The following is a 13146-nucleotide window of genomic DNA, read 5'->3' as shown; positions in this document are numbered from 1 at the left end:
GGCCAGCGATGCAAGCGAAACGCTCTCTTTTAAGAATCAAGCGCCTGCTTTTGCGCCTGAACATCGCGTTCTATCTCCTGACGAACGTCCTCAGGCAGCTTGAGCGCATCGCCGAGCGCATCCAGATAGCTGCGCTCCATAAAATGGTCAATATCAATTACCGCGCAGCTGAGGTAGTAGATTTCCAGCGCTTCTTGCCCATCGCGCACGCTTTGCGCCAGCCGCTGCGGGTCGAGCGGCTGGGTTAAAACCCTGTCGATCAACACTCGGCCCTGCACGTCGATGTTCGCCGCGCGCAACTGCTCTTCTATATGCTGACGTTCACGTTCGTCAATATGACCGTCGCTTTTGGCGGCAAAGACTAGCGCGGTAATCAGCCGCTCGCTGCGCGCATCAAGCACAACCGGTTCCTGGGCAACCGCGGTAGATGTCTGCATTGCGATATCCGCCTGCTGGCCGCGCATTTTTTGCTGATACTTATTCCACAGCACGCTGCCTGCCACCGCGCCGCCGCCAACCAGCAGCGCGCCGGTGCCATATTTCGCCAGCAGCTTGCGCGATGACTTGCTGGCGACCAATAAGCCCGCAAGACCGCCCAATGCGCCGGGCAGCAGGTTTTTAGCGGATGACGACTTTTCAGCGGAGAGGGGGTTACCCTGCTGACCCAGCAGGGACTGAAGTTGATTAAGCCAGTTAGCCATAACATTCCTCATAGCGCGAGATGCGATGCCATCAGCCTAAACGACGAGACGTCAGGAAATGTTATGGCTGGCTAAAGATGCGAAAATTTCCGTTGCGCCGGTTATCAGGCGGCCTTTGCTTTGCGCGGCTTTTTCGCGGCGCCTTCTTCGGCGGCACCAGGCTGAGCCTCGTCCTCTGTAGGCGCAGACTCCGGCATTTCTGCCGCCGCCTCAGCATGATCTTCTGCTTCCGGCAATTTCCCTGACTTCAGAATGTGGTGTAAGGCGTCTTTGCGCTCGGCCAGCCACATCGACATATTGTCACGCTGAGCTTCATCTAATTCCAGCGGGCACGCGACCAGCCAGTCATTGAGCACCTCAGCCAAATCGAGCATTTTGTCGTAAGCATCGGCCTCTTTTTTGCTGGCAAAAGACATTTTTTCCTCACCTTCACGGATCACGACGTATTTGATTTCAACCGCCATTGTGCAGCCTCTTTGTACTGTATTTATATACAGTATATCAAATTTCGCCGCCGTTCTCAACTTACGCGTATAAAGACATACGCAAACGTTTTCGTTTATAATGCGCGGCATGTTCTGTTTACGCTGAGAGTAGGTTATGACTTTATTAGGTACCGCGCTGCGCCCCGCGGCCACGAAGGTAATGTTGTTAGGTTCCGGCGAGCTCGGAAAAGAAGTCGCCATTGAATGCCAGCGGCTGGGTATTGAAACCATCGCCGTCGACCGCTATCCCGATGCGCCGGCGATGCAGGTGGCCCATCGTTCGCACGTCATCAACATGCTGCACGGCGACGCGCTGCGTGAACTGATCGCCTTAGAAAGGCCAGATTATATCGTGCCGGAGATCGAAGCCATTGCCACCGACACTCTGGTTGAACTTGAACAAGCCGGGCAAAAAGTGGTGCCAACCGCGCGGGCCGCGAAACTCACCATGAATCGCGAAGGCATTCGCCGGCTGGCGGCAGAAGAACTGCAGATCCCCACCTCTGCCTATCGTTTTGCCGACAGTGAAGAAGGGTTCCGCGCCGCCGTCGCCGAAATTGGTCTGCCTTGTATCGTTAAGCCGGTAATGAGTTCCTCGGGTAAAGGCCAAAGCTTTATCCGCTCGGCTGACCAGCTCAGCGCCGCCTGGCAATACGCCCAACAGGGCGGGCGCGCAGGCGCCGGACGCGTCATCGTCGAAGGGGTGGTAAATTTTGATTTTGAAATTACGCTGCTCACCGTCAGCGCCGTCGACGGCGTCCACTTTTGCGCCCCGGTAGGCCATCGTCAGGAAGATGGCGACTACCGTGAATCCTGGCAGCCGCAGCTGATGAGCGATCTCGCGCTGCAACGCGCGCAGGAGATCGCCCGCAAAGTGGTACTGGCGCTGGGTGGATATGGGCTCTTCGGCGTTGAATTGTTCGTTTGCGGCGATGAGGTTATCTTCAGCGAAGTCTCCCCTCGCCCACACGATACCGGCATGGTCACTCTGATCTCGCAGGATCTATCGGAATTCGCCCTGCACGTTCGCGCCTTCCTTGGCCTGCCGATCGGCGCCATCCGCCAGTATGGACCAGCGGCATCGGCGGTGATTTTACCGCAGCTAACCAGTGAGAACGTGACCTTTGGCAATCTGCATGCCGCCGTTGGCGCGGGTCTGCAGTTGCGGCTGTTCGGCAAACCGGAAATCGCCGGCGCGCGTCGCCTGGGCGTTACGCTGGCGGTTGCTGACAACGTCGATGAAGCCATCAGCCGCGCCAAAAACGCTGCCGCCGCGGTTGTCGTGAAGGGATAAAAAAAGCCCGGTCGCTCACGCGGGCCGGGCTTCTGTCATTTAAGGCGCAGAAATTATTTCGCGCCTTCTACCGCTTCGCGGGCCAGTTTGGTGATGCGATCGTAGTCGCCGTTTTCCAGCGCGTCGGCCGGAACCAGCCAGGAGCCGCCGATGCACAGCACGCTGTTAAGCGCCAGATAGTCGCGGTAATTCGCCGGAGAGATGCCGCCGGTCGGGCAAAAACGAATGTGGCCGAATGGACCCGCAATCGCCTGCAGCGCTTTCACGCCGCCGTTCGCTTCCGCCGGGAAGAATTTGAACTCTTTCAGGCCATACTGCATGCCCAGCATCAGCTCGGATACGGTGCTAATACCCGGGATCAGCGGGATAGTACCTTCGCCGGTCGCCGCTTTCAGTAGGGACTCGGTCAGGCCCGGGCTAATAGCGAACTGCGCGCCTGCTTCAGTTACGGCTTTCAGTTGCTCAACGTTCGTCACGGTGCCGGCGCCGACAATCGCCTCCGGCACTTCTTTGGCGATAGCGCGGATAGCTTCCAGCGCGCACTCGGTGCGCAGCGTGACTTCCAGAACGCGTACACCGCCTGCAACCAGCGCTTTCGCCATCGGCACCGCGTGTTCCAGCTTTTTCACCACGATAACCGGTACGACCGGGCCGTTAGTCAGGATTGCTTCTGCAGTTGTTTTCCAGTTTTTCATCAGAGTTTTCTCTCGCCAGATCTACAAATCGAATCGTCTTAAAAAGTGATGCAGGTTGCGCCCTGCTCGGCTCCGGAGAGCTTCTCGCGCAGCGCGCCGAACATCTCGCGGCCGGTACCGACCCGCGAACTGCTCAGGTCAGGAATATGCGGCTGGCGGGCGGCCAGTTCGGCTTCATCGACCAGCAGGGTCAACTCGCCGGTCTGCCCGTTAACGCGAATCATGTCGCCATCGCGCACTTTCGCCAGCAAGCCGCCATCGTAGGCTTCAGGAGTAACATGGATGGCTGACGGTACCTTGCCTGATGCGCCGGAAAGTCGACCATCGGTGACCAGCGCAATTTTGAAACGGCGGTCCAATAATACACCAAGTGGCGGCATAAGTTTATGTAATTCTGGCATGCCGTTCGCTTTCGGCCCCTGATGGCGTACAACGACTACGCAATCTTTATCCAGCAGTCCCGCTTCAAACGCCGGCAGTACGTCGTGCTGGCTCTCAAAGACGACCGCTGGCGCTTCGATAATCTGGTTCTCAACCGGCACCGCGGAGGTCTTCATTACCGCACGACCGAGGTTACCGCTCAGCACTTTGGTACCGCCATGGCGGGAGAACGGTTTCTCGAAGGTAGCAATGACCTGATCGTCAAGCGGCGCGGTCGCCCCTTCACGCCAGTCCAGTTCGCCGTTATTCAGCCATGGTTCCATGGTGTAACGGGACAGGCCGAAGCCGGCAACCGTGTTGACATCTTCATGCAGCAATCCGCCTTTTAGCAGCTCGCGCACCAGTACCGGCACGCCGCCTGCCGCCTGGAAGTGGTTAATGTCCGCCGGACCATTTGGATACAGGCGCGTCAGCAGCGGCACCACATCAGAAAGATCGGAGAAATCATCCCAGTTAATGATAATGCCCGCCGCGCGCGCCATCGCTACCAGGTGCATCGTATGGTTGGTGGAGCCGCCGGTCGCCAGCAGCGCAACGATACCGTTGACCACTACTTTTTCGTCAATCATTTTACCCAGCGGCATCCACTCATTGCCGTTGCCGGTCATGCGCGTCACCTGACGCGCGGCGGCGCTGGTCAGCGCTTCGCGCAGCGGAGCGTCCGGATGAACAAACGAGGAACCTGGCAACTGCATACCCATAAACTCAACCACCATCTGGTTGGTGTTGGCGGTACCGTAGAAGGTACAGGTGCCCGGCGCATGATAAGAGGCAGCTTCGGATTCAAGCAGCGCCATACGGTCAACCTTACCTTCGGCATACAGCTGACGAATACGCACTTTCTCTTTATTCGGCAGACCGCTGGCCATCGGGCCGGAGGGAATAAACACCGACGGCAGATGGCCGAAGGAGAGCGCCGCCATGGTCAGACCGGGAACAATTTTATCGCATACGCCAAGATACAATGCGCCGTCGAACATGTTATGCGACAGGCCGATGGCGGCGGACATGGCAATCACTTCGCGGCTCAGCAGCGACAGCTCCATGCCATCCTGACCCTGCGTCACGCCGTCGCACATTGCCGGTACGCCGCCGGCCACTTGCCCTACCGCATTGGCGGAGTGCAAGGCTTTGCGAATGATATCCGGATAATGTTCATAAGGCTGGTGGGCGGACAACATATCGTTGTAGGAGGTGATAATGGCGATGTTGTTGCGCAACATGCTCTTCAGCGACGCTTTATCTTCTGACTGACAGGCGGCAAAACCGTGCGCCAGGTTACCGCAGGCCAACTGCGAGCGATGGACGGTATCGCTTTTGGCTTGATTAATCCGTGCGAGGTAGGCTGAGCGGGTTTCGCGCGACCGTTCGATAATGCGATTTGTTACCCGTAACATTGTCGAATTCATAGAGGCTCCTCAAAATTTATCTGTCCGGCCACCGCGCGATGACGTCGAAGAATAGTGTAAATGGCACCACCACTGGGGCTCAGGGGCAAAATGTCTACAGGCAGTGTAATAAAAAAAGCCCCGGGGGTGAATCCTCCCGGGGCTTAAAAGATTAAAAATTATGCGCCAGACTGCGCCAGATCATGTTACCGGTAAAATAACTCTCCCGGATTAACGATACACTTACTCGAATTCGTTCCAGGAACGGCCATCGCGGGTGATCATCGCCACCGACGCCACCGGGCCCCAGGTACCGGCCTGGTAAGGCTTCGGCGCGTCGCCGTCGGCCGCCCATGCGCCGGTAATGGAGTCAACCCACTTCCACGCTTCTTCCACTTCATCGCGACGCACGAACAGCGCCTGGATACCGCGCATGGTTTCCAACAGCAGGCGTTCGTAGGCATCCGCCAGGTGAGTTTGATTGAAGGTCTCGGAGTAGCTCAGATCCAGTTTGGTGATCTGCAGATTATGCTTGTGATCGAGGCCTGGAACTTTGTTAAGCACCTGAATATCAACACCTTCATCCGGCTGCAGACGAATGGTTAGTTTGTTCTGCGGCAGCTCCTGCCAGGTCTCTTTGAACAGGTTCAGTTCCGGAGTTTTGAAGTAAACCACCACTTCGGAACATTTGGTCGGCAGACGTTTACCGGTACGCAGGTAGAACGGAACCCCAGCCCAGCGCCAGTTATCGATATCCACGCGGATGGCCACAAAGGTCTCCGTATTACTGGATTTGTTAGCGCCCTCTTCTTCCAGATAGCCCGGTACTTTTTTGCCTTGCGCAAACCCGGCGGTGTATTGACCGCGGACGGTTTTCTCACGCACGTTCGAGCGATCGATTCGGCGCAGCGATTTCAGCACTTTTACTTTTTCATCGCGGATGCTGTCGGCAGTCAGATCCGACGGCGGCGACATGGCGATCATGCACAGGATCTGCAGCAGATGGTTCTGGATCATGTCGCGCATCTGCCCGGCTTGATCGAAATAACCCCAGCGGCCTTCAATACCCACTTCTTCCGCCACGGTGATTTCAACGTGGTCAATGGTGCGGCAGTCCCAGTTATTAACAAACAAGGAGTTAGCAAAGCGCAGTGCCAGCAGGTTCAGTACCGTCTCTTTACCCAAATAATGGTCGATACGGTAAACCTGGCACTCTTCGAAATACTCGCCCACCTGGTCATTAATTTCCCGGGAGGTTTCCAGCGAGGTACCGAGCGGTTTTTCCATCACCACCCGCGCGGGTTTGGCATTCAGCTTTGCTTCGCCCAGACCTTTGCAGATGGCGCCGAAAGTGCTTGGTGGCATCGCGAAGTAGTTAATGGTGACCCGGTTTTCCTGATCCAGCATTTCGCCCAGACGGGTGAAGCCACTGGTATCGTTGACATCAAGATTACAGAAGTCCAGACGACCGCTCAGGGTATCCCATAAACCTTCGTCGATTTTCTCTTTCATGAAGGTTTCTAACGCTTCACGCACTACTTTGGTGTAAGCGTCTTTATCCCAATCGGCGCGACCAACGCCGATGATGCGGGTTTCAGGGTTAATCTGGCCAGCCTTTTCAAGCTGATACAGGGAAGGCAACAGTTTACGGCGCGCGAGGTCACCTTTCGCGCCGAAAATGACCAGATCGCATGCCTGGGCCGTTTGCGTTACCGCCATGTCATTCTCCTCAGTTGATAGTCTGGTGCTTATGCCAGGCTAAATTTGTAATTTTCTTACGCTGCACTGTACTGTGTTTACGAATTTCCTGAAACCCTTAGCGGTGCTTTCCCGACGTTACCGCACATAGAGGAAAAGCGTTCGCCGACAAATTGGGCATCAGGCTAAGAATGTTCGTTGTTTCGTCTGGTTTTCAGTTAGTAAAATACGACTCTGATCATGTAATGAAAAAAAACGACATTTTTTCTCGTCATTCCTCACCGCTTCTGATTGCGGAGGGGTATATTCTTGCTAAAACGCCTGATGATTTCACCCATTAATGAAATCGTTTCCATTGATGAGCGCCTGTTAACAATGAACATGCTGGAAAAAATCCAGTCCCGACTGGAAAACCTTAGCAAATCTGAACGCAAAGTGGCGGAAGTCATTCTTGCCACCCCGGCGCAGGCCATTCACTCAAGCATAGCGGCCCTGGCGCTGGAAGCCGGCGTCAGCGAGCCGACCGTAAACCGATTTTGTCGCAGTCTTGAAACCCGGGGTTTCCCCGATTTTAAACTGCATCTGGCACAAAGTCTGGCACACGGTACCCTCTATGTTAACCGTAATGTCGATGAAGACGACAGCGTCGAATCCTATACGGCGAAAATTTTCGAATCGGCGATGGCCAGCCTCGATCAGGTACATCATGCGCTGGATATGTCGGCGGTCAACCGGGCAGTCGATCTGCTTACCCAGGCGAAGAAAATCTCCTTCTTCGGTCTGGGGTCCTCAGCCGCCGTCGCGCATGACGCAATGAATAAATTTTTCCGTTTTAACGTCCCGGTCATCTACTCCGACGATATTGTCCTGCAGCGCATGAGCTGTATGAATTGTAACGATGATGACGTGGTGGTCATCATTTCACACACCGGGCGCACCAAAAGCCTGGTTGAACTGGCGCAACTGGCGCGTGAAAACGATGCCATGGTCATTGCCATTACTTCAGCCGGCACCCCGCTGGCGCGGGAGTCGACGCTGGCCATTACTCTGGACGTCCCGGAAGACACCGATATTTATATGCCGATGGTGTCGCGTCTGGCCCAGCTCACGGTAATTGATGTGCTGGCGACCGGCTTCACCCTGCGCCGCGGAGCAAAATTCAGAGATAACTTGAAGAGGGTCAAGGAAGCGCTCAAGGAATCGCGCTTTGATAAAGAACTACTCATTAGTAGTGATAAACAATAATAGTCATTATAAGTCAGAGACCAATTATGTCCCGGCAGCGTAGCAGTTCCGCCCATTAGCGGATTCGGCGCTACCGAATCCATGTTCACGCAACACCAAAGTTGTTTCAGTCAACGGAGTATTACATGTCCAGAAGGCTTCGCAGAACCAAAATCGTAACGACCTTAGGTCCGGCAACTGACCGCGATAACAACCTCGAAAAGGTTATCGCCGCGGGCGCTAACGTCGTACGCATGAACTTCTCTCACGGTACCCCGGAAGATCACCAGCTCCGCGCAGACAAAGTCCGTGAAATTGCAGCAAAACTGGGCCGTCACGTAGCAATTCTCGGCGACCTGCAGGGGCCGAAAATCCGCGTCTCTACCTTCAAAGAAGGCAAAATTTTCCTCAACATTGGCGACAAATTCCTGCTCGACGCCAACCTCGGCAAAGGCGAAGGCGATAAAGAAAAAGTCGGCATCGACTATAAAGGCCTGCCGGCGGACGTCGTTCCAGGCGATATCCTGCTGCTCGACGATGGTCGCGTGCAGCTGAAGGTCCTGGAAGTACAAGGGATGAAAGTGTTCACCGAAGTTACCGTTGGCGGCCCGTTATCTAACAATAAAGGTATCAACAAACTCGGCGGCGGACTGTCTGCTGAAGCGCTAACCGATAAAGACAAAGCCGATATCATTACCGCCGCAAAAATTGGCGTTGATTACCTGGCGGTCTCCTTCCCGCGCTGCGGCGAAGACCTGAACTACGCTCGCCGTTTGGCCCGCGACGCTGGCTGCGATGCGAAAATCGTCGCTAAAGTCGAGCGTGCGGAAGCGGTCTGCGACCAGGATGCCATGGACGACGTTATTCTCGCCTCCGATGTGGTGATGGTTGCTCGCGGCGATCTCGGTGTGGAAATCGGCGATCCGGAACTGGTGGGTATCCAGAAAGCCCTGATTCGCCGCGCTCGCCAGCTTAACCGCTCGGTCATCACCGCCACGCAGATGATGGAATCGATGATCACCAATCCGATGCCGACCCGCGCGGAAGTTATGGACGTAGCGAACGCCGTGCTGGACGGTACCGATGCCGTAATGCTGTCCGCAGAAACCGCTGCCGGACAGTATCCGTCAGAAACCGTTGCCGCGATGGCGCGCGTGTGTCTGGGCGCGGAGAAGATCCCAAGCCTCAACGTTTCTAAACACCGTCTTGACGTCCAGTTCGACAATGTCGAAGAAGCGATTGCCATGTCGGCGATGTATGCGGCCAACCACCTGAAAGGCATTACCGCGATTATCACCATGACCGAGTCCGGCCGCACTGCACTGATGACTTCGCGTATCAGTTCCGGCCTGCCGATTTTCGCCCTCTCCCGTCACGAGCGTACTCTGAACCTGACGGCGCTCTATCGTGGCGTGACGCCGGTGCATTTCGATAGCCATAACGACGGCGTTGCCGCCGCGCACGACGCGGTTAACCTGCTGCGTGATAAAGGCTATCTGGTCTCCGGCGACCTGGTGGTCGTCACCCAGGGCGACGTGATGAGCACCATCGGTAGCACCAACACCACCCGTATTCTGACCGTTGAGTAATCATCTTCAGAGACAGGAAAGCCTCCTTACGGAGGCTTTTTTATGCTTGTTATCCTGGTAAATACAGGCATCACAACATGCCGGCGATGGTAGCATACGGAAATGTTTTGTAGGCCCGCGCAAGCGCAGCGCCGCCGGGCAATATCCGCGGATAAGGAGCCGCTTTTGCGCCGGATGGCGGCTGCGCCTTATCCGGCCTACGGTCTGGTAAATGCAGGCGCCGTAGCCCTGCTCAGCGCAGCGTACAGCTTACTTCTTCGGAAACAGTTCTTTGCGTTTATAAGGCTCAGTTTCGCCCGGCTTACGCGTCTTCAGCAGTTTCAGGATCCAGGTATACTGTTCGGTGTGCGGCCTGACGAAAATCTCAACCTCTTCGTTCATACGGCGCGCAATCGTCGTGTCATCGGCTTCCAGCAGGTCGTCCATCGGCGGGCGCACCAGTACCGTCAGGCGATGCGTTTTACCGTCATACACCGGAAATAGCGGCACTACGCGCGCGCGGCAGACTTTCATCAGACGGCCAATCGCCGGAAGAGTCGCTTTATAAGTCGCGAAGAAATCAACAAATTCGCTGTGCTCGGCGCCGTGATCCTGGTCGGGCAGATAATAGCCCCAGTAGCCCTGGCGCACCGATTGAATAAACGGCTTGATACCATCGTTACGCGCGTGCATCCGCCCGCCAAAACGACGGCGCACAGTGTTCCAGACGTAGTCAAATACTGGATTACCCTGGTTATGGAACATCGCGGCCATTTTTTGCCCGCCTGAAGCCATCAGCATCGCCGGAATATCCACGCCCCAGGCGTGCGGCACTAAAAAGATGACCTTTTCATTATTACGGTGCATCTCGTCAATGATCTCTTTCCCTTGCCAGTCAACGCGGGACATCACACGCTGCGGATCGCGCATGCCGAGTTCGGCCATCATCACCATTGCCTGCGGAGCAGACATATACATCGCATCGATGATAGCTTCACGCTCTTGTTCGCTTTTTTCCGGGAAGCAGTACAGCAGGTTAATCTGCGCCCGACGGCGGGAGCTTTTTGCCAGACGGCCGACAAAACGCCCCAGTTTTCCGAGAATAGGGTCGCGGAAAGAGGGAGGCGTCAGCGCGATTCCGGCGAAGGCGAAAACGCCCAGCCACGCGCCCCAGTAGCGCGGCAGTAAAAAAGATTTCTCAAATTTGGGGATAAATTCAATGTTATTTTTTTTCGTTTCCATGCCCGGTCCGCAGAAGTTCTGCTTAATCAATAAAGATAATGGCTTAGTTTAGCGATACGTCACTCATCGCACAAAAGAAAAAGCCGGCGCACAACGGGCGCCGGCTTTCAGTGAAGATAATTCAGACTAATCAAAGCGCAGCTGCGGGATAACCTCTTTGGCCTGCGCCAGGTAATCGGTACGGTCGGAACCGGTTAAACCTTCGGTACGCGGCAGTTTCGCCGTCAGCGGGTTAACCGCCTGCTGGTTGATCCAGACTTCATAGTGCAGGTGCGGGCCAGTAGAACGCCCGGTGTTGCCCGACAGCGCGATACGGTCACCGCGTTTCACTTTCTGCCCCGGTTTCACCAGCAGCTTACGCAGGTGCATATAGCGGGTGGTATAGGTGCGGCCATGACGCACGGCGACATAGTATCCTGCCGCGCCGCTGCGTTTCGCCACCACCACTTCACCATCGCCGACGGAAAGCACCGGCGTGCCCTGTGGCATAGCGAAGTCAACGCCGCGATGCGGCGCGACGCGCCCGGTCACCGGATTCAGGCGACGCGGGTTGAAGTTAGACGACACGCGGAACTGACGCGAGGTCGGGAAGCGCAGGAAGCCTTTCGCCAGCCCCGTACCGTTGCGATCGTAGAATTTGCCATCTTCGGCACGGATCGCGTAATAATCTTTGCCATCGGAACGTAAACGCACGCCCAACAGCTGGCTCTGCTCGCGCTTGCCATCAAGCATTTCACGCGACATCAGGACCGAGAATTCATCACCTTTTTTCAGCTTACGGAAGTCCATCTGCCACTGCATCGCTTTGATGACCGCGCTGATTTCCGTACTGGTAAGGCCAGCATCACGGGCGCTGGAGACGAAGCTGGCGCCAACGGTACCTTTCAGGACATTGTTGATCCAATCCCCTTTCTGCAGCTCGCTGCTCATTTTAAAGCCATTGGCGACGCGGTTATAGGTACGCGTCTCGCGGCGCGACATCTCCCACGTCAGGCTTTGCAGGTCGCCATCGGCGGTCAGCGTCCAGGAGAGCTGTTGACCAATTTTAAGGTTGCGCAGTTCTTTATCAGCAGAGGAGAGTTGAGCGATATCGCCCATATCAATACCGTACTGATTAAGAATACTGCTCAGCGTATCGCCGGTGGAAACCACATATTCATGGCCGCCGGAGTCGCTATCGGATTTATCGTCGAGCTCATCCTGCGGGATAGCTTCTTCTTCCTGCGGCGCCTGATCGATGGGTTCAGAGGCTTCCGGCAGCAGAGAGCGGATTTCGCTTTTTTCCAGCTCAATCGTTCTGACGATCGGGGCTGATTCCGGGTGGTAGATGTAGGGCCGCCAGACGGCGACCGCTAAAGTCAGGACGCTCAACGACCCCAGCATAACGCGATGGGGTCGCGGCAAGTTGTTGAATGCCTGAGTGACAGCGCGGGCTATCTGTTGCACGTATTCACTTCCTCGTTAATCTCCTTTCAGGCAGCTTGAATACTGATGCCCCAACTGGCTCAGGAACTGCGGGTAACTGTCTTTACCCAGCTTAATTCCGATTCCAAGTGGATCCAGGGTTCCCATGCGCACGGAGGTCCCCCTGGCAACAGCTTCGATAACCGCTGGCCTGAATTGTGGCTCAGCAAAAACGCAAGTCGCTTTCTGCTCAACCAACTGTGTTCTTATTTCGTGTAAACGCTGCGCACCAGGCTGGATTTCAGGGTTGACGGTAAAATGCCCCAACGAGGTCAAACCGTAATGTTTTTCGTAGTAGCCATAGGCATCATGAAAAACGAAATACCCCTTACCTTTCACCGGCGCCAGCTCGTTACTCACCTGTTTGTCGGTTGCGGCTAATTTTGCCTCAAATTCCTTCAGGTTGGCGTCAAGTTTGGCTCGACTCTGCGGCATAAGTTCCAATAATTTATCGTGGATTGCAACCGCTGAGAGCCGCGCTATCTCTGGGGAGAGCCACAGATGCATATTGTAAATGCCGTGATGGTGATCGCCGTCACTTTTTTCGCCATTAGCATGTTCGTGACCATGTTCGTCATCGTCATCATCCGTCCCTTTCATGAGCAACGGTTTCACCCCATCCAACTGGGCGATGGTGACCTTTTTCTGCTCCGCAATGCTTTGCGTTGACTTGTCCATAAAGGCTTCCATTTCTGGACCAATCCATACGACTAAGTCTGCGTTCTGTAAGCGTTTTACATCCGATGGACGAAGTGAATAATCATGCTCGGAAGCACCATCAGGCAGTAAAACCTGGGTATCCGTCACGCCATCGGCGATGGCGGAAGCGATAAAGCCAAGGGGTTTCATGGAAGCGACGACGGCTGCATGAGCAACCGGGGCATGAGCGAACAAAAAAGCGGCGCTAAGTCCAGCGCAAAGAAGCGTATTTTTATGTAACATAATG

The 13146-nt window shown here is 55.4% G+C and carries 10 protein-coding genes and 1 pseudogene; 3 read left to right on the top strand and 8 right to left on the bottom strand.

From position 1 onward, the window contains the following. Positions 1–29: 29 nt before the first annotated feature. Both KGA69_RS15325 and KGA69_RS15320 read right to left on the bottom strand, forming a co-directional pair. Positions 30–701: a tellurite resistance TerB family protein gene (locus KGA69_RS15325; RefSeq protein ID WP_045390329.1), complete on the bottom strand. Its 672-nt coding sequence runs from the start codon at positions 699–701 to the stop codon at positions 30–32. Positions 702–805: 104 nt separating this feature from the next. Continuing rightward, entirely contained in the window at positions 806–1165 is a 360-nt protein-coding gene (locus KGA69_RS15320) for a YebG family protein (RefSeq protein ID WP_045390327.1), read from the bottom strand. Between the two features lie 136 nt (positions 1166–1301). On the opposite strand from KGA69_RS15320, the gene purT reads away from it, so the two are divergent. After that, a complete protein-coding gene (purT, locus tag KGA69_RS15315; protein WP_213292434.1) occupies positions 1302–2480 on the top strand; it encodes a formate-dependent phosphoribosylglycinamide formyltransferase in 1179 nt (392 codons plus the stop codon). Positions 2481–2533: 53 nt separating this feature from the next. On the opposite strand, the gene KGA69_RS15310 is transcribed toward purT, so the two are convergent. The 3 genes from KGA69_RS15310 to zwf all read right to left on the bottom strand — a co-directional run bounded on the left by KGA69_RS15310 (position 2534) and on the right by zwf (position 6723). Next, a complete protein-coding gene (locus tag KGA69_RS15310; protein WP_015366001.1) occupies positions 2534–3175 on the bottom strand; it encodes a bifunctional 4-hydroxy-2-oxoglutarate aldolase/2-dehydro-3-deoxy-phosphogluconate aldolase in 642 nt (213 codons plus the stop codon). Positions 3176–3213: 38 nt separating this feature from the next. Then, positions 3214–5025: a phosphogluconate dehydratase gene (gene edd, locus KGA69_RS15305; RefSeq protein ID WP_213292433.1), complete on the bottom strand. Its 1812-nt coding sequence runs from the start codon at positions 5023–5025 to the stop codon at positions 3214–3216. Between the two features lie 222 nt (positions 5026–5247). Next, complete coding sequence (zwf, locus tag KGA69_RS15300) at positions 5248–6723, bottom strand: glucose-6-phosphate dehydrogenase (RefSeq protein ID WP_045390321.1); 1476 nt, start codon at positions 6721–6723, stop codon at positions 5248–5250. 319 nt (positions 6724–7042) lie between these two features. On the opposite strand from zwf, the pseudogene KGA69_RS15295 reads away from it, so the two are divergent. Both KGA69_RS15295 and pyk read left to right on the top strand, forming a co-directional pair. Continuing rightward, positions 7043–7947, top strand: a pseudogene (locus KGA69_RS15295) (MurR/RpiR family transcriptional regulator). 125 nt (positions 7948–8072) lie between these two features. After that, a complete protein-coding gene (gene pyk, locus KGA69_RS15290) occupies positions 8073–9515 on the top strand; it encodes a pyruvate kinase (protein ID WP_045390319.1) in 1443 nt (480 codons plus the stop codon). Positions 9516–9764: 249 nt separating this feature from the next. On the opposite strand, the gene lpxM is transcribed toward pyk, so the two are convergent. The 3 genes from lpxM to znuA form a co-directional block, all read right to left on the bottom strand. Next, positions 9765–10736, bottom strand: a complete 972-nt coding sequence (gene lpxM / locus KGA69_RS15285; protein ID WP_045390317.1) for a lauroyl-Kdo(2)-lipid IV(A) myristoyltransferase — start codon at positions 10734–10736, stop codon at positions 9765–9767. A gap of 126 nt (positions 10737–10862) precedes the next feature. Further along, positions 10863–12182: a murein DD-endopeptidase MepM gene (gene mepM / locus KGA69_RS15280; RefSeq protein ID WP_213292432.1), complete on the bottom strand. Its 1320-nt coding sequence runs from the start codon at positions 12180–12182 to the stop codon at positions 10863–10865. Between the two features lie 15 nt (positions 12183–12197). Continuing rightward, complete coding sequence (gene znuA / locus KGA69_RS15275; protein WP_045390494.1) at positions 12198–13142, bottom strand: zinc ABC transporter substrate-binding protein ZnuA; 945 nt, start codon at positions 13140–13142, stop codon at positions 12198–12200. Positions 13143–13146 lie beyond the last annotated feature (4 nt).

Source organism: Klebsiella sp. A52 (assembly GCF_018388785.1).
GTDB classification, from domain to species: Bacteria; Pseudomonadota; Gammaproteobacteria; order Enterobacterales; family Enterobacteriaceae; genus Klebsiella; species Klebsiella aerogenes.
Note: the sequence above shows the minus strand (reverse complement) of the source record. Positions and strands in the feature narration are given on the sequence as shown.

Coding starts and splice junctions, on each gene's coding strand:
- KGA69_RS15325 (WP_045390329.1), bottom strand. CDS start 701: ATGGCTAACTGGCTTAATCAACTTCAGTCCCTGCTGGGTCAGCAGGGT.
- KGA69_RS15320 (WP_045390327.1), bottom strand. CDS start 1,165: ATGGCGGTTGAAATCAAATACGTCGTGATCCGTGAAGGTGAGGAAAAA.
- purT (WP_213292434.1), top strand. CDS start 1,302: ATGACTTTATTAGGTACCGCGCTGCGCCCCGCGGCCACGAAGGTAATG.
- KGA69_RS15310 (WP_015366001.1), bottom strand. CDS start 3,175: ATGAAAAACTGGAAAACAACTGCAGAAGCAATCCTGACTAACGGCCCG.
- edd (WP_213292433.1), bottom strand. CDS start 5,025: ATGAATTCGACAATGTTACGGGTAACAAATCGCATTATCGAACGGTCG.
- zwf (WP_045390321.1), bottom strand. CDS start 6,723: ATGGCGGTAACGCAAACGGCCCAGGCATGCGATCTGGTCATTTTCGGC.
- pyk (WP_045390319.1), top strand. CDS start 8,073: ATGTCCAGAAGGCTTCGCAGAACCAAAATCGTAACGACCTTAGGTCCG.
- lpxM (WP_045390317.1), bottom strand. CDS start 10,736: ATGGAAACGAAAAAAAATAACATTGAATTTATCCCCAAATTTGAGAAA.
- znuA (WP_045390494.1), bottom strand. CDS start 13,142: ATGTTACATAAAAATACGCTTCTTTGCGCTGGACTTAGCGCCGCTTTT.